General features: G+C 74.5%; 14 protein-coding genes. 8 read left to right on the top strand and 6 right to left on the bottom strand.

All coding sequences use genetic code 11. The features are described from left to right. Positions 1-25 precede the first annotated feature (25 nt). From ACTMS0_RS13595 to ACTMS0_RS13570, 6 genes are all read left to right on the top strand, one after another. The gene (locus ACTMS0_RS13595) at positions 26-817 is read left to right on the top strand and encodes a FadR/GntR family transcriptional regulator (protein ID WP_441155502.1); all 792 of its coding nucleotides are present in this window, start codon (positions 26-28) and stop codon (positions 815-817) included. A 64-nt stretch (positions 818-881) separates the two neighbouring features. Further along, positions 882-2246, top strand: a complete 1365-nt coding sequence (locus ACTMS0_RS13590; protein WP_441155501.1) for a glutamine synthetase family protein — start codon at positions 882-884, stop codon at positions 2244-2246. A gap of 110 nt (positions 2247-2356) precedes the next feature. Continuing rightward, the gene (locus tag ACTMS0_RS13585) at positions 2357-3712 is read left to right on the top strand and encodes an aldehyde dehydrogenase family protein (protein WP_441155500.1); all 1356 of its coding nucleotides are present in this window, start codon (positions 2357-2359) and stop codon (positions 3710-3712) included. A gap of 4 nt (positions 3713-3716) precedes the next feature. Continuing rightward, a complete protein-coding gene (locus ACTMS0_RS13580) occupies positions 3717-4484 on the top strand; it encodes a 3-oxoacyl-ACP reductase (protein WP_441155499.1) in 768 nt (255 codons plus the stop codon). After that, the gene (locus tag ACTMS0_RS13575; RefSeq protein ID WP_441155498.1) at positions 4481-5191 is read left to right on the top strand and encodes a gamma-glutamyl-gamma-aminobutyrate hydrolase family protein; all 711 of its coding nucleotides are present in this window, start codon (positions 4481-4483) and stop codon (positions 5189-5191) included. The genes ACTMS0_RS13580 and ACTMS0_RS13575 overlap by 4 nt, the downstream gene beginning before the upstream one ends. 229 nt (positions 5192-5420) lie before the next feature. Next, a complete protein-coding gene (locus ACTMS0_RS13570; protein ID WP_441155497.1) occupies positions 5421-9092 on the top strand; it encodes a SpoIIE family protein phosphatase in 3672 nt (1223 codons plus the stop codon). Positions 9093-9131: 39 nt separating this feature from the next. Here the strand turns inward: ACTMS0_RS13570 and ACTMS0_RS13565 are convergent, their stop codons facing one another. Next, the gene (locus tag ACTMS0_RS13565) at positions 9132-9446 is read right to left on the bottom strand and encodes an STAS domain-containing protein (RefSeq protein ID WP_441155496.1); all 315 of its coding nucleotides are present in this window, start codon (positions 9444-9446) and stop codon (positions 9132-9134) included. A gap of 95 nt (positions 9447-9541) precedes the next feature. Between ACTMS0_RS13565 and map the strand changes: the two genes are divergently transcribed. Together map and ACTMS0_RS13555 are read left to right on the top strand one after the other, a co-directional pair. Further along, the gene (map, locus tag ACTMS0_RS13560) at positions 9542-10399 is read left to right on the top strand and encodes a type I methionyl aminopeptidase (protein ID WP_441155495.1); all 858 of its coding nucleotides are present in this window, start codon (positions 9542-9544) and stop codon (positions 10397-10399) included. Then, a complete protein-coding gene (locus tag ACTMS0_RS13555; RefSeq protein ID WP_441155494.1) occupies positions 10396-11109 on the top strand; it encodes a VIT1/CCC1 transporter family protein in 714 nt (237 codons plus the stop codon). The genes map and ACTMS0_RS13555 overlap by 4 nt, the downstream gene beginning before the upstream one ends. Positions 11110-11166: 57 nt before the next feature. On the opposite strand, the gene ACTMS0_RS13550 is transcribed toward ACTMS0_RS13555, so the two are convergent. From ACTMS0_RS13550 to ACTMS0_RS13530, 5 genes are all read right to left on the bottom strand, one after another. After that, the gene (locus ACTMS0_RS13550) at positions 11167-11889 is read right to left on the bottom strand and encodes a nucleotidyltransferase domain-containing protein (RefSeq protein WP_441155493.1); all 723 of its coding nucleotides are present in this window, start codon (positions 11887-11889) and stop codon (positions 11167-11169) included. A 44-nt stretch (positions 11890-11933) separates the two neighbouring features. Beyond that, a complete protein-coding gene (locus tag ACTMS0_RS13545) occupies positions 11934-12434 on the bottom strand; it encodes a nitroreductase/quinone reductase family protein (RefSeq protein ID WP_441155492.1) in 501 nt (166 codons plus the stop codon). Between the two features lie 90 nt (positions 12435-12524). Further along, positions 12525-15284 (bottom strand): FtsX-like permease family protein, encoded by a 2760-nt coding sequence (locus tag ACTMS0_RS13540; RefSeq protein ID WP_441155491.1) that lies wholly within the window; start codon positions 15282-15284, stop codon positions 12525-12527. Further along, positions 15281-16027 (bottom strand): ABC transporter ATP-binding protein, encoded by a 747-nt coding sequence (locus tag ACTMS0_RS13535; RefSeq protein WP_441155490.1) that lies wholly within the window; start codon positions 16025-16027, stop codon positions 15281-15283. Before ACTMS0_RS13535 ends, ACTMS0_RS13540 begins: the two co-directional genes overlap by 4 nt. Further along, positions 16024-16617 (bottom strand): PadR family transcriptional regulator, encoded by a 594-nt coding sequence (locus ACTMS0_RS13530; RefSeq protein ID WP_441155489.1) that lies wholly within the window; start codon positions 16615-16617, stop codon positions 16024-16026. The genes ACTMS0_RS13535 and ACTMS0_RS13530 overlap by 4 nt, the downstream gene beginning before the upstream one ends. Positions 16618-16658 lie beyond the last annotated feature (41 nt).

The raw sequence follows: 16658 nt of genomic DNA, 5'->3' as shown, positions 1-16658 counted from the left end.
CCCGGACGCCGGGGAGGGACGGTCGATGACGATCCATGCCGGGGCTGCCGGGCCGGGTGCCGACGCGGCATCGATGCCGGGGACGGGAGCGAAGGCCGCGCCGGCGCTTCCGGTGTGGCGCCCGGTGCGCGGCGGGAACGCCTTCGAGATCACCGTCGCCCGGCTGGTGCAGGCGATCAAGCTGGGCATGGTACGGGTCGGCGAGCGGCTCCCCGCCGAGCGCGAGCTGGCCGAACGCCTGCAGGTCAGCCGGGTGACCCTGCGGGAGGCGATCGCGGCGTTGCGGGACGCCGGCTATCTGGAGTCCCGCCGGGGGCGGACCGGCGGAACCTTCGTCGTCTCGGCGCTGCCCGCGCCCGATGCCGACGGGCGCCCGGACGCGGGAGAGTTGGCCCGCGAGATGGGCGACCGGCTGCACGACGCGCTGGACTTCCGGTGGGTGCTGGAGTCGGGTGCGGCGGCCCTGGCGGCCAACCGCAGCCTGTCGGCGACCGAGCGGCAGCACCTCGTCGGCGCCCTGGGCGCCTCGCGGGACCGCGATCCGCACACCCGTCGCGTCTCGGACTCCCGGCTGCACCTGGTGATCGCCGCGGCGAGCGGATCCCCGTCGTTGGCCGCGGCCGTCGCCGACGTGCAGTTGACCCTCGACCGGCTGCTCGCCGCGATCCCGGTGATCACCAGGAACCTCGACCACTCCGACGCGCAGCACACCCGGATCGTCGACGCGATCCTGGCCGGTGACGCGAGCGGTGCCCGGGCCGTGATGGAGGAGCACTGCGACGGCACGGCGGAACTGCTGCGGGCCCTGCTCACCTGAGGCGGACCGGGCCATTGACGGATGCAAAGGTTCGGTAGTAGACCTTTCGTATGGAGGCTCGCAGATGAGGAAAGCCCCGCTCACTCTGGAACAGCTGCGGGTCGCCGTCGCCGAGCGCGAGATCGACACCGTCGTGCTGGCCCTGGTCGACATGCAGGGGCGGTTGCAGGGCAAGCGGTTCCACGCGCCCTACTTCCTCGAGCAGGTCGTCGCGCACGGCAGTGAGGGCTGCAACTACCTGCTCGCCGTCGACGTCGACATGAACACCGTCGACGGGTACGCGATGTCCGGCTGGGACCGGGGCTACGGCGACTTCGCGATGCTGCCCGACCTGGCGACCCTGCGCCGGGTGCCGTGGCAGCCGGGCACGGCGATGGCCCTGGCGGACCTGGAGTGGCTGGACGGCTCCGGCCCGGTTATCGCCTCGCCCCGGCAGATCCTGCGCCGCCAGCTCGACCGGCTGGCCGCGTACGGGCTGACCGCGTACGCGGGCACGGAGCTGGAGTTCGTGCTCTACCGCGACTCGTACGAGGCGGCCTGGCGGAGCGCGTACCGGGACCTCACGCCGGCCAACCAGTACAACGTGGACTACTCGCTGCTCGGCACCGCCCGGGTGGAGCCGCTGCTGCGGCGGATCCGCACCGAGATGGCCGGTGCGGGGCTGACGCCGGAGAGCGCCAAGGGCGAGTGCAACCTCGGCCAGCACGAGATCGCCTTCCGGTACGACGAGGCGGTGGCCTGCGCCGACCACCACGTGATCTACAAGAACGGCGCCAAGGAGATGGCCGCCCAGGAGGGCATGTCGATCACCTTCATGGCCAAGCCGAACGCGCGGGAGGGCAACTCCTGCCACATCCACTTCTCCCTGCGGGATGTCGAGGGGCGGTCGGCGATGCTCGGCGACGGGCCGGCGCACCTGTCGCCGACCGGGCAGCGGGTGCTGGCCGGGCTGCTCGCCACGATGCGGGAGTTCAGTCTCCTCTTCGCCCCGAACGTCAACTCGTACAAGCGCTACCAGCCGGGGTCGTTCGCCCCGACCGCGCTGCGCTGGGGCACCGACAACCGCACCTGCGCCCTGCGGCTGGTCGGCCACGGCGAGGGGATGCGCGTGGAGAACCGGGTGCCCGGTGCCGACGTCAACCCGTACCTGGCGATCGCCGCGTTGGTCGCGGGCGCCGTGCACGGCCTGGACCAGAAGCTGGAGCTGGGTCCGGAGTGCGCCGGCAACGCGTACGACGACACGCGGGCGGAGCGTGTGCCCGGCACCCTGCGGGAGGCGCACGACCTGTGGCGCGACTCGAGCCTGGCGAGGGACGCCTTCGGCGACGAGGTGGTCGCGCACTACGCCAACCAGGCACGGGTGGAGCTGGCGGCGTTCGACGCCGCCGTGACGGACTGGGAGCTGTTCCGTGGCTTCGAACGCCTGTGACCCGTCCCCGTCCTCCGCGATCTTGCACTTTCGGCCCCTGATTGATGCCGATAAGCGGCATTTGCCGGGGCAGGAACTGCAAGATCGCGGCGAGAGGACGGGGGTGGGCCGTGACTGACGTGGTGAACCCGGCGACCGGGGACGTACTGGCCACGGTGGCGGGGGCGTCGGGGGAGGAGACCGACGCGGCGATCTCGCGGGCCGCTTCCGCCTATGAGGTGTGGCGGGAGGTCGCGCCTGGGGACCGGGCGCGGTTGTTGCGGCGGTTCGCGGCGCTGGTCGACGGGCATCTGGAGGAGCTTGCGCAGCTGGAGGTGCGCAACGCCGGCCACACGATCGGCAACGCGCGCTGGGAGGCGGGCAACGTCCGCGATGTGCTCGACTACTACGCGGGCGCGCCGGAGCGGCTGACCGGGCGGCAGATCCCGGTGCCCGGCGGCCTCGACGTCACCTTCCACGAGCCGCTGGGCGTGGTCGGGGTGATCGTCCCGTGGAACTTCCCCATGCCGATCGCCGCCTGGGGCTTCGCCCCCGCCCTCGCCGCCGGCAACACGGTGGTGCTCAAGCCCGCCGAACTGACCCCGCTCACCGCGCTGCGCCTGGCCGAGCTGGGCCGCGAGGCGGGTCTGCCCGAGGGGGTGTTCACCGTGCTGCCGGGCGCGGGATCGGTGGTCGGGGAGCGGTTCGTCACCCACCCCGCCGTACGCAAGATCTGCTTCACCGGCTCCACCGAGGTCGGCACCCGGATCATGGCCGGCTGCGCCGCGCAGGTGAAGCGGCTGACGCTGGAGCTGGGCGGGAAGTCCGCCAACCTGGTCTTCGCCGACGCCGACCTGGAGAAGGCGGCGGCCACCGCCCCGTACGCCGTCTTCGACAACGCCGGCCAGGACTGCTGCGCCCGGTCGCGGATCCTGGTCCAGCGCCCGGCGTACGACCGGTTCCTGGAACTGCTCGAGCCGGCCGTGCGGGCGCTGCGGGTGCAGGACCCGGCCGCCGAGACCGCCGAGATGGGCCCGCTCATCTCCGCCGGCCAGCGCGACCGGGTGGCGGGGTACGTCGACGGCGCGCGGGTCGCCTTCACCGGCTCGCGCCCCGACGGCCCCGGCTTCTGGTACGCCCCGACGGTGCTGCTCGCCGACTCACCGGCCGACCGGCACTGGCGTGAGGAGATCTTCGGGCCGGTGGTCTCGGTGCTGCCGTTCGACGACGAGGCCGAGGCCGTCCGGCTCGCCAACGACACCGAGTACGGTCTCTCCGGCTCGATCTGGACCCGGGACGTGGGGCGGGCGATCCGGGTGGCGCGGGCGGTGGAGTCGGGCAACCTCAGCGTCAACTCGCACTCCTCGGTGCGGTACTGGACCCCGTTCGGCGGGATGAAGCGCTCCGGCCTGGGCCGCGAGCTGGGTCCGGACGCGCTGCACGCCTTCACCGACGTCAAGAACGTGTTTATCGCGACGGGAGAGTGACGCCGTGCAGGGACGGTTGACGGACCGGGTGGCCGTGGTCACCGGAGCGGGCAGCGGGATCGGGCTGGCCACCGTGCGGCGGTTCGCCGCCGAGGGGGCCCGGGTGGTGTGCGTGGACATCGACCCGGAGGCGGGCGAACGGGCCGCGGACGAGGTCGGCGGTGAGTTCGTCGTGGCCGACGTCGCCGACGAGACGGCCGTCCGGGACCTCTTCGACGGCGTGGTGGCCCGGCACGGGCGGGTGGACGTGGCGTTCAACAACGCCGGCATCTCCCCGCCGGACGACGACTCCATCCTGGAGACCGGTCTGGACGCCTGGGAACGGGTGCTGCGGGTCAACACGACCAGCGTCTACCTGTGCTGCAAGTACGTGATCCCGCACATGCGACGGCAGGGCAAGGGCTCGATCATCAACACCGCCTCGTTCGTCGCGCTGATGGGGGCGGCCACCTCGCAGATCGCGTACACGGCGAGCAAGGGCGGCGTGCTGGCGATGACGCGGGAGCTGGGCGTGCAGTTCGCCCGGGAGGGGATCCGCGTCAACGCGCTCTGCCCGGGGCCGATCGCCACCCCGCTGCTGCTGGAGCTCTTCGCCGCCGACCCGGAGCGGGCCGCCCGCCGGCTGGTGCACGTGCCGATGGGGCGGTTCGGGAAGCCGGAGGAGATCGCGGCCGCGGTCGCGTTCCTGGCCAGCGACGACGCGTCGTTCATGACCGCCGCGCAGTTCGTGGTGGACGGCGGCATCACCGGTGCGTACGTGACCCCGCTGTGACCCGGCCGCTGATCGGCGTCACCGGCTACGTCGAGCCGGCGAGCTGGGCGACGTGGCGGGACGTGCCGGCGGTGCTGGTGCCGGAGGCGTACGTGGCGGCGGTGACGGCGGCCGGGGGCCGGGCGGTGGTGCTGCCCCCGGACGACCTGGACGCGGGCGTGCTGCGGGTGTTGGACGGGCTGGTCCTGGCCGGCGGGCCGGACATCGATCCCGACCGGTACGGCCAGGTGCCCGGCCCGCGCACCGATGCCCGGCCGGCGCGGGACGCCGGGGAGCTGACCCTGCTCACCGGGGCACTCGCCGCCGACCTGCCGGTGCTGGGCGTGTGCCGGGGGATGCAGCTGCTCGTGGTCGCCGCCGGCGGCACGCTCCACCAGCACCTTCCCGACGTCGTGGGGCACGAGCGGCACCGTCCCGCACCCGCGGTGTACGGGGCGCACGCCGTGCGGTTCGCGCCCGGCAGCCTCGCGGCGACCGTGATGGCGGGGATCGACCGGGTGAACTCCTACCACCACCAGGCGGTCGCCGACCCGGGTGGCCTGGCGGTGACCGGGTGGTCGGACGACGGCGTCGTCGAGGCGGTGGAGGACCTCCGTCGCACCTTCCTGCTCGGGGTGCAGTGGCACCCGGAGGAGGAGCCCGACCCGCGGCCGATCACCGCTCTGGTGCGGGCGGCGGCGGGATCCCGAGTGGAGGCCGGCCCCTGAGGCGTGTCCGACGTGGCACCCCGGTCCGATCGGTGTCCCGGCCCGCCGAATGGCGGCGGCGATCCGACGGCGATGGCCGACCGGCACGGTGACGGGCCGACCGAAGGCCGGCTGTGCAGCGTACGACCCCGCGGTATGCGTTACGTTGCCGGTCCGTCTGGGTACCAAGGCGGGGCACGGCCGATGGATCATCGGGCCGAGGCGGGCAACGGCCGGATCGGGAGGCTGCATGAGCTCGGCCCAGGAGGGCGGAAAGCGGGAACACTCCTCCGGGGGTCCCGTGGACGGGACTCTGCCCCCGCTGCTCGAGGCGGCGTTCGCCGCGGGCGGCGAGATGGGCGAGCGGCTGCGCCGCTTCGACTGGTCCACCACCCCGCTCGGCACGCCCGACACCTGGCCGTCCGCGCTCTGCCATGCGATCAGCACCATGCTCGCCTCCCGGTCGCAGCTCGTGATCTTCTGGGGCGAGGACGGCCTGGCCTTCTACAACGACGCCTATCGACCGACCATCGGCACCAAGCACCCGGACGCGATCGGGCAGCCGGCCCGCGAGCACTGGGCGGAGACGTGGGACGTCCTCGGCCCGGTGCTGGCCGGGGTCCGCGCCACCGGGGAGTCGTACTACGGCAAGGATCATCCCTTCGTCATCGACCGGTACGGATTCCTGGAGACGGTGTACTTCGACGTCTCCTACGACCCGGTCCGGGACGCGGACGGGCGCGTGGCCGGGGTCTTCTGCGTCGTGTCCGAGACGACCGGCCGGGTGCTCGGCGAGCGGCGCCTGCGGGCCCTCGCCGAGCTCGGCGGCGAGCTGGCAAAGGTGACCAGCACGGCGGGGCTGGGCCGCGGTGTCGCCCGGGTGCTCGACCGGCACCGGGCGGACGTCCCGTTCGCGCTGATCCATCTCCGGGACGACGCCGGCGGGCTCGCCCTGGCCGGGTACAGCGGCGTCGACCCGGCGTCGGTCACCCCGCCGTCTCCGGTCCTGCTCACCGACCTCGCCGCCGCGAACCCCCCGAACGGCGTCCCGGTGGCGGACCTGCTGGACGGGGTCACCGCCGCCGGCCGCGCGCTGGTGCTGCCGATCACCGCCGCCAACGAGACCTTCGGCACGCTCGTCGTCGGCATCTCGCCCCGACTCCAGTTCTCCGACGAGTACCGCAACTTCTTCTACCTGCTGGCCGCACAGATCTCCCGGGCCGCCGACAAGCAGCAGGCGTACGAGCAGGAACGCGCCCGCGCCGCCGAGCTGGCCGCGCTCAACCGCGCCAAGACCAACTTCTTCGCCAACATCAGCCACGAGTTCCGTACGCCGCTGACACTGGTGCTCGGCCCGCTGGAGGACCTGCTCGCCGACCCGGCGCTGCCGGAGACGTACACCGACCGGCTCACGATGATGCACCGCAACGCACTGCGGCTGCTCAAGCTCGTCAACACGGTGCTCGACTTCTCCCGGCTGGAGTCCGGCCGCCTGGCCGCCCGCTACCAGCCGACCGATCTGGCCGGGTACACGTCCCGGCTGGCCAGCACCTTCCGCTCGGCCACCCAGCGGGCCGGCCTGCGGCTGGTGGTGGACTGCCCGCCGCTGCCCGCACCGGTCTACCTCGACCGGGACATGTGGGAGAAGATCGTCCTCAACCTCGTGTCCAACGCCGTCAAGTTCACCTTCGACGGCGAGATCCGGGTCCGGGTCCGGCCGGTCGGGGACGCGGCCCGGCTGGAGGTCTCCGACACCGGCGTGGGCATCGTGCCGGAGGAGCTGCCGCACGTCTTCGAGCGGTTCCACCGGGTGCCCGGGGTCCGCTCCCGGACGCACGAGGGCACCGGAATCGGCCTGGCCCTGGTCCGGGAGCTCGTCGAGATGCACGGCGGACGGGTCGAGGTGCGCAGCACAGTGGACGAGGGCAGCACCTTCACCGTGACGGTGCCCTTCGGCCTGGCGCACCTGCCCGCGGAGCGGGTCGCCGAGGCGGAGGACGCCTTCCCGGGCGAGCTGGCGCAGGCCGAGCTGCACGTGGCCGAGACCGCGCTCTGGGCCGGTGCGTCCGCCCGGGGGAACGGCACACCCGCCGCGGCGGCCGGTGCCGACGGGGCGACCGCCGCCGGCCGGATCCTGGTCGCCGACGACAACCCCGACCTGCGGGAGCACGTCACCCGGCTGCTCGCCCCGACGTGGGAGGTGGTCACGGTCACCGACGGCGTGGAGGCGCTGCGGATCGCCGTCGAGAGCCCGTTCGACCTGGTGCTCGCCGACGTGATGATGCCCCGGCTGGACGGCTTCGGGCTGGTCGCGGCGCTCCGCACGGACCCGCGTACCCGACATGTGCCCATCGTGCTGCTGTCCGCGCGGGCCGGCTCCGCCGAGGCGGTGGCCGGACTGGCGGTCGGCGCCGACGACTACCTGACCAAGCCCTTCTCGGGGCAGGAGCTGGTCGCCCGCGTCCGGGCGAACGTCGAGCTGGGCCAGCTGCGCGGCCAGGTCATCCGCCGGCTCCGGACCCTCGCCGACGCCGCGGTGGCGGTCAACACCGCCCGCTCCACCGGGGACGTGCTCCAGGTCGCCGCCCGGCACGCGCTCAGTCTCGCGGAAGCCGCCCGGGTCGTGGTCAGCGCCGGCGGTGCCCGGTACGAGGCCGACGCCGGCGGCGTGACCGCCCTCGATCCGTCGTTCGTCCTGCCGCTGACCGGCACCGGCGGGGAGCAGCTCGGCGAGCTGCGGGTCTGGCGTCCGGGCGGCGACGGTGCGGAGACCGACGAGGCGGCGCTCACCCAGCTCGCCCGCCTGGTCGGCGTCCGGCTGGAGAACGCCCAGCTCTACGAGGCGGAACACCGCATCGCCACCACCCTTCAGCACAGCCTGCTGCCCCGCTCGCTGCCGCAGCTGCCGGGCGCCGTCGTCGCCAGCCGCTACCTGCCGGGCACCGCCGACGTCGAGGTCGGCGGCGACTGGTACGACGTGGTCGCGCTCGGCGACGACACGCTCGTGCTCGTCATCGGCGACGTGGTCGGCAAGGGCGTGCGGGCGGCCGCCGCGATGGGCCAGCTCCGCAACGCGCTCCGGGCGTACGTGCTGGAGGGGTTCGACCCCGGCGCGTCCCTGACCCGGCTGAACCGGCTGGTGTCCACCGACGGCCGCTCCTTCGCCACCGTGGTGTGCCTCTCGTTCAGCCCCCGCACAGGCCGGCTCCGGTACGCCAGCGCCGGCCACCCGTCCCCCCTTCTGATCCGCGGAGACGACGTGGCGTTCCTGCACCACCGGGCCCTCGGACCCCCGGTCGGGGCGATCCCGGACACCGCGTACCGGACCGTCGAGGGGGAGCTGGCCGCGGGCTGCCGGCTGCTGCTGTTCACCGACGGCCTCATCGAGGACCGGCACCACGGCATCGACGCGGCGCTGGCGCTGCTGCGCCGGGACGCGGCGACACCCCGGGACCACGTCGCCGACCTCGTCGACGCGGTCGTCGAGCGGGTCACCGAGCGGCCCCGGCGCGACGACGTCGCGGTCCTCGCGCTGGAGGCCACCGAACTCAACCGGTTCGCCCTGCGGCTGCCGGCCGACCCGACCCGGCTGAGCGTGCTGCGCAAGCGGTTGGAGGACTTCCTCGTCGCGCACGCCGTCGGCGAGACCGACCTGTTCGACCTCACGGTCGCCGTCTCCGAGGCCGCGGCGAACGCCATCGAGCACCCCGTCGAGCCGGCCGAGCCGACGATCAGCGTCGAGGTCACCATCGAGGACCGCACGGTGGTCGCCACCGTGCGCGACAGCGGCCAGTGGCGGGAGTCGAGCGGCTCGGGCTTCCGGGGCCGAGGGCTGTCGCTGATCCGGGCGCTGGGGGACCTGTCGGTCCGCCGTACCGACGAGGGGACGGAAGTGACGCTGCGCCGGCGGCTGGAGAGCTAGCCCCGCCGCGACGCGGGGCAGCGCCCGCGGGACGGTGCGTCAGGGGGAGCGGAACCAGGTCTGCCCACCCAGGCCGGAGATCTCCAGCACCCGGGCGACCTGCCGGGACGGGAGCACGGTGAGCGTGTCCGGGAACTTCTGGGCGAGCCGGACCACCGCGTGGATCGCCGCCGAGTCGAAGAAGGTGACCGCCCGCAGGTCGAGCGTCACCCGCCGGGCCGGCTCCCGGAGGGCGGTCTGGAGCATCGTGTCGGCGGTCGCCATGTCGACCTCGCCGGCCACCACGACGTGGAGGTGATCACCGTCGAGCTCCGCGCTCGCGGAGAAGACGGGAGGTGCGCCCCCTTGATCCACGCAGACACCATGGCACAGCGGACCTGGCGGGGCAACAACCCGCAGCGACCGGCGGTGGCGGGGGGCACCCGGCGGCGCGGCGATAGGCTTGCGGCATGACCGTCCGTCCGCCGCTGACCCCAGGCACGCTCTCCCCGTGGCGGCAGGTGCCCGCCCACATCCCCCGACCTGAGTACGTGGGGAAGAAGCGTCCCCAGGAGTGGCGTGGCTCGCACGTGCAGACCCCGGAGACCATCGAGAAGATGCGGATCGCCGGGCGCCTCGCGGCGCAGGCCACCCAGCTCGCCGGCGAGCACTGCAAGCCCGGCGTGACCACCGACGAGATCGACAAGGTGGTGCACGAGTTCCTCTGCGACCACGGCGCCTACCCGTCGACGCTGGGCTACAAGGGCTTCCCCAAGTCCTGCTGCACCAGCCTCAACGAGGTGATCTGCCACGGCATCCCCGACTCGACGGTGCTCCAGGACGGCGACATCATCAACGTCGACGTGACCGCGTACCTCAACGGGGTGCACGGCGACACCGACGCCACCTTCTGCGTGGGTGAGGTGAGCGAGGAGGCCCGGCTGCTGGTCGAGCGCACCCACGAGGCGATGATGCGCGGCATCCGCGCGGTCGCCCCGGGCCGCCAGATCAACGTGATCGGCCGGGTCATCGAGTCGTACGCGAAGCGCTTCGGCTACGGCGTCGTCCGCGACTTCACCGGCCACGGCATCGGGGAGTCCTTCCACAGCGGGCTCTACGTGCCGCACTACGACAGCCCGCGCCCCACCGACGTGATGGAGCCGGGCATGACGTTCACCATCGAGCCGATGATCACTCTCGGCACCTACCAGTACGACATGTGGGACGACGGCTGGACGGTCGTGACGAAGGACCGGCAGTGGACCGCCCAGTTCGAGCACACCGTCGTGGTGACCGAGGACGGCCACGAGATCCTCACGCTGCCGTGACCGACACCCCGGCGGCACTGCGCGAGGCGCACCACGCGGACGTGTCCGGCGGCTGGCTGCGGCCGGCCGTGTTCGGCGCGATGGACGGCCTGGTGACGAACATCGCCCTGATCGCGGGTGTGGGCGGCGGCGGGGTCTCGCCGCGGACCATCGTGCTCACCGGCACCGCCGGCCTGGTGGCCGGTGCCATCTCGATGGGGCTCGGGGAGTACACGAGCGTCCGCTCCGCCAACGAGCAGGTGGCGGCCGAGGTCGCCAAGGAGCGCCGGGAACTGGAACGGCATCCCGAGGCCGAGGCACGGGAGCTGGCCGAGGCGTGGGTCGCGCGGGGCCTGCCCCGGGACCTCGCGATCCAGGTCGCCGAGGCGGTGCGCCGCAACCCGGAGGAGGCCCTGCGGATGCACGTACGGGAGGAGCTGGGCGTCGACCCGGACGACCAGCCCAGCCCGTGGGCGGCGGGGATCTCGTCGTTCCTGTTCTTCTCGGTCGGCGCGCTCGTGCCGCTGCTGCCGTACCTGCTCGGGCTGACCAGTCTGTGGCTGGCCCTGGGCGTCGGCGGGCTCGGGCTCTTCCTGGCCGGGGCGATCGTCGCCCGGTTCACCAGCCGACCCTGGTGGTCCGGCGGGCTGCGCCAGCTCCTGCTTGGCGGGCTGGCCGCCGCCGCGACGTACGCCATCGGCGCGCTGATCGGCGTCCAGGGCGCGCTGTAAGGAAGGGCCCCTTCTTAACGCCTGCGGCGGAGCAGGGGCCCCTCCTTGACACATGCGTCAGCCGTCGAGGAGGTCGTCCACCGTGCCGTCCACCGGGCGACCCCGCGCGGCCAGCTCTTCGGCCTGCTTGGCGAGCACCGCGCTCACCTCCGTCATGTCGGCTCCGGCGAGCCCGGTCCGCCGTACCGCGTCGCCCGGATCCCGGAAGTAGGTGCGGCTGAGCAGGCCACTAACCGTCGCCGCCGCGAGCCGCGCCTCGCCGAGCATGAGCAGGGCCTGGTCGGTCTCGTACCACTCGGCCAGCCGGAGGGCCCGGGCGTGCGCCCCGCTGCCCCGGTACCACGCCTGCCGGGCCGCGGCGCTGAACTCGGCCGGCCGGGCGCGGGCGAGTCGCCCGAGGTGCTCGTCGCGCAGCGTGCGCAACCAGCCGGTCGGGTCGTGCAGCGCGCGCGTGGTGACGTACCGGTCGGCGGTCAGCGGCCAGAGCGGGGTCAGCGCCCGGGCCTGCTGGAGGTAGTCGTCGGCGGAGGCGACGGTCAGGTCGACGAGAATCCTGTCCACCCGCCGGGTCGCCGCGGGCGGGCCGCCCGGCCGGTACGTGACGACCAGCAGCCCGACCTCGCCGTCGCCACCGCCGTCGTCGTCGCCGTGGGCCAGCGGGCCGTGCACCGCCACCGCGAGGACGTCCGCCGGAAACCGCCGGCGCGCCGCGTCGGCCACCCGCTCGGCGACCGACCACCGTGGATCGTCCCGGTACGCCTCGCCGCTCTCGGAGTGCACGCCGCTCACCTCACGCCCCGCCGGAACGCCGGACGGGCACAAGCCTAGTCGTGCCCGGTCGGGCCGGACGGTGCGCCGCGCCCGGTGGGCACGAGCCGGAAGATGCGGATCTCGCGGCCGCCGGCCCGCTGCACGTACGTGCGGTACGCCGGCCACTCGGTCACCAGGAGCTGCCAGAGCCGCTCCCGCTCGGCGCCCTCCGCGACCTCGGCGCGCACCGGGACCCGCCGGCCCTTGACGTCGACCTCGGCGGTCGGGTCGGCCAGCAGGTTCAACGCCCAGCCGGGCTGGTGGGTCTGCCCCCAGTTCGACCCGATCACCACGTACGCGTCGCCGTCCGGGACGTAGAGGAGGGGGTTGCTGCGGGGTTTGCCGGAGCGGCGGCCGGTGGTGGTGATGACCAGCGACGGGATGAGGCCCAGGGCGACCACGCGCCCGCGGGTGAGCCGTCCGACGACGCGGTCGGCGGGGACGAGCAGGCGGGCGGCGGCGCCGAACCAGCGGTGGTGACCGACCCGGCGGGTGAGCGTTCCCAGTACGGACACGGGGACAGTGTGCCGGTTCGGCGACCGGGAGGACATCCCCGAAACCGGTCCCGTCCGGCGCGGCCCGCGCCGGCCGGCGGCGGTCGCCGGTCAGTCGAGACGACGCTCGACCGGTAGCCGGGAGCGGGTGAACAGACCCGCCCCGAGCATCGCCACCAGCGGCACCACCACCAGCACGGCCAGGGTGGTGCCGGGCACCACCAGGGGGTACGGCTCCTCGACCGGCCAGGTGTTCGCGTACCGGCGGTTGGTGGCGACCAGGATGATCAGTGCCGAACCGAGGCCGGCGACGATGCCGAGGGCCGAGCCGAGGACGGCGATCACCCCGGCCTGGCACAGGGAGAGGATCCGGCGTACCGCCGGTGCGGCGCCCACGGCGGCCAGTGTGGACAGATCGGCGCGTCCCTCGGCGGCGGCCAGGCCGGTGGCGACACCGGCGGCACCGAGGGTGATCACGCCGGAGGCGGCCGCGAGCAGCAGGAGGAGGGGCCGGGTGCCGCTCGCGGGCGGACCTTCCTCGTAACTGACCGACACGGCGCCGTGGGGGCGCAGCGCGGCGACGAACCGGTCCCGGCGGTCCCGGTCCGCCGCGTGGTCGGCGGCGAAGGCCCACCCGACGGGCCGGCTGGTCAGGCCGAGGCGAGTGGTCGCGCCGGGGGAGAGCAGCAGCCGGTCCATCGCCTGCCGAGGATTGCGCAGCGCGTAGCCGGGCACGGTCGCGCGGACGGAGACGGCGGCGTCGGGGCCGTCGCGGACGACGATCTCCAGCCGCCCGTCCACCAGGTAGCGCGGGTCGGTCACGACCGCGCCGCCGGCCCGCAGCACCGCGGTGGCGGCCGCGGCGTCGGCGGTCCCGGCGCCGGTGAGCAGCGGCAGCGCCCGCCCGTCGTCGACGGTGACGGCGAAGTACGGCCCCCAGGGGTCCTCCGGTCCGCGACGGCAGCGTTCGTCGGCCCGGGCCCGCCGGTTCTCCGCCTCGGTGAGGCGGCCCCCGACGGGCCACGGGCAGGCCCTGCCGGGCGGCAGCACCGGGGCGACCTGGCAGGGGTCGGCCGCCACGGCGCACCCGACCTCCACCAGCGGCGCCAGCCCCTGGCCGCCCAGGTGCGCCCGGGCCGCCGCGGCGACCGCGCTCTCGGGCGGGCCGGCCCTCCCCTCCGGCGCGACGGCCGGGCCGGTGAGCCGGGTGACGGCCTGGTCCGGCGGGTCCGTCCTGGTGACCAGCACGGTCCCGGTCGGCAGGACGGGCCGCCAGGACTGGTTGCTGCGGGCCTCGTCGCTCGCCAGGTAGACGCCGAGGGCGACGCTGCCGGCGACCGCCGCCATCACCGCCGAGATCGCCGGGGCGGCCGACGAGCGGTTGCGGCTGGCGTCCCGCAGGGCGATCCGCGGTGCCAGCGGCAGGACCCGGCCGACGCGGGCGAGCAGCCCGACCAGCGTCGGCGTGGCGAGGACCAGCCCCAGCTCGCCGAGGACCAGTCCGGCGAGGATCACGGTCGGGTGTGTCCACACCACCGCTCCGGCGGCGGCGAGCACCGCCCCGACGGCCGTGAGCGCCACCCCCGCGACCAGCCACCGGCGCCGGTTCGCCGGTGGCGTACGCCGGCCGGCCAGCCCGGCCACCACGTCCTGCCGGGCGGCCGTCCACGCCGGCACCAGCGCGGCGAGCACCCCGGCCAGCACGGCGACCGCCGCGATGGCCAGCAGCAGCGCGGGCGGTGTCCGGTACCCACCGAAACGTTCCCCGAAGACGTACTCCTCCACCAGTGGCCGGGCGGCGACGGCCGCGGCGACGCCGACCAGCAGGCCGCCGCCGGCCCCGACGGCCCCGAGCACCACCCCGTCCGCGAGGACGATGCGGCGCAGGTGCGGGTCGTCACCGCCGGCCACCGCGACCAGCGCCAGGTCCCGCCGTCGGCGGCGGACGCCGACGGCGAAGGCGGGCCCGACCAGGAGCACCACCTCGAGCAGGGCGAGCCCGCCGACCAGCACGACGCCGCCGGCGTCCGCCACGTCCACGGAGGTGATCCAGGAGGACGTGCCCGACGCGAAGCCGTCCTCCGGAGGCGGCCCGGCGGTGCGGGCCTGCACGACGTACCCGTGCTCGTTGAGTCGGCGGAACAGGTCGTCGTCGGCGGCACCCGGCAGGTCCACCAGCCAGGTGGTCTCCTCCTCCACGCGGGGGCCCGGCGGCAGCACGACCAGGGGACTCAGCTGGTCGGGAAACTCGATCACACCGACCACGGTCCAGGTGCGACGGCCGTCCGCGGAGGTGACGGTCCCGCCGAGGCGGGCGTCGAGCCGCCGCAGGGCGGCCGGGTTGGCGGCGATCTCGCCGGCGGCGGTCGGCGCGCGGCCGGCGTGGACGCGGACCAGGCCGCGCCCGAGCGGGTCGGTGAGGTCGACGACCCGGCCGGACACTCCGTCCTCGACGCGGTCCCCCACACGGGCCTCGAAGAACGTCCAGCGCAGCACGGGGAGGACGCGCGAGCCGGGTGGGAGCAGGGCGATGACCTCTTCCGCGGTGACCCGACCGGGCGGGACGAGGTCCTCGCCACGGGGACCCCACCCGTCGCCCCAGGGGGTCTGCGTGACCGGGTTGCGGGCCGCCGGAAGCAGCTCCGCGTCCGCGGCGCCGAGCTGGCGAGCTGCGTGTTCGGCCCGGGTCAGGTGGGACATGTCCCAGGTCGTCGCCGCGAAGGCGAGGACCAGCACGGGCAGCGTGATCATCGCCAGCACCAGCGCGGTCCGGCCCCGGGCGCGGCGAGTCTCCCGCCGAGCGATCCGCAGCGCGACCCACCACGAGCCGGCCGCCGCGGCGAGCCTCGTGTCGCGCCGGCCGGGGCTCACCGGCCGCTGCCGGTCAGCAGCTGTTCGACGTCACCCAGCGGTGCCGTCGAGTCGACCAGCACCCCGTCACGCAGGAACACCACCCGGTCCGCCCAGGCGGCGTGCCGCGCCTCGTGGGTGACCAGCACGCCGGCCGCCCCCGCGTCGACCCGGCGGCGCAGCAGGTGCAGCACCGCCTCGCCGGTCTGCGAGTCCAGCGCGCCGGTCGGTTCGTCGGCCAGGACCAGCCGCCGCTCGCCGACCAGGGCGCGGGCGATCGCCACCCGCTGCTGCTGCCCGCCGGAGAGCTGGTCCGGGAAGCGGTCACCCAGCTCCGGCAGGCCCACCTCGGCGAGTGCCGCCAGCGCCAGCCGGCGGGCCGCGCGCACGCCGGCGCCGTCGAGTTCGAGCGGGAGCGCCACGTTCTCGACGGCGGTGAGGCTGCCGAGCAGGTTGAGGTTCTGGAAGATGTAGCCGATACGGCGTCGCCGCAGCTGGGCGAGGCGCCGCCGGTCCAGCCCGCCGAGCCGTTGGCCCTCGACGTGGACCTCGCCGGCGGTCGGGCCGTCCAGCCCGCCGGCGAGGGCCAGCAGCGTGGACTTGCCCGACCCGGAGGGACCCATCACCGCGACGAGCTCCCCGGCGTGCACGGTGAGGCTCACCCCCCGCAGGGCGTGGACGGCGGCCGGGCCGCTGCCGTGGGTGCGATGCACGTCGCGGACGTCGAGCACGGGGACGCGTGCGTCGTCCCCCGCCGGGCTCACCGCCGGGCCCCCTCGTCGGTCCGCTCCACCGCCTCGACGGCGGGGTCGGTTCCGGCTCCGTTCCCGGCCGCCGCCGGCCGGTGCCGCACCAGGCTGCTCTCGCAGTGGTCCAGCCAGCGGACCTCGGCCTCGGCCTGGAACACCATCGCGTCCAGCACGAGACGCCAGGGCAGGTCCTCCGGCCGATCGCTCGCGTACTTGAGCCGGGTCAGTTCCTGGAGGGTCCGCATGGTGGCGGCGCGCTGGGTCTGCACCACCGACCGCACGTCGACGCCGGGCGTGGTGAGCGCGAGGGCGAGCTTGATGGCCAGCTCGTCGCGGGGCCGGTCGGCACGGCTGATCGGGGTGGCGAACCAGAGCGCCAGGTCCGCCCGCCCGGCGTCGGTGATCTCGTACGGGCGCTGCCCGGCCTCGCTCTCCGGGAGCGACCGCACCAGCCCGTCCCGTTCCAGCCGGGAGAGCGTGGTGTAGACCTGCCCGATGTTCAGCGGCCAGGTCGACCCGGTCGACTCCTCGAACGCCGAGCGCAGCTGGTAGCCGTACATCTGGCCGCGTTCGAGCAGGGCGAGCAGCCCGTGACGGATGGACATGGTTCCGGAGTATGCATACCTGGTATGTCGGCGGCAACCGG

This window comes from Micromonospora sp. H33 (genome assembly GCF_052068455.1).
GTDB lineage: Bacteria > Actinomycetota > Actinomycetes > Mycobacteriales > Micromonosporaceae > Micromonospora.
The sequence above is the reverse complement of the archived record's forward strand: the minus strand, read 5'-3'. Positions and strand labels throughout refer to the sequence as shown.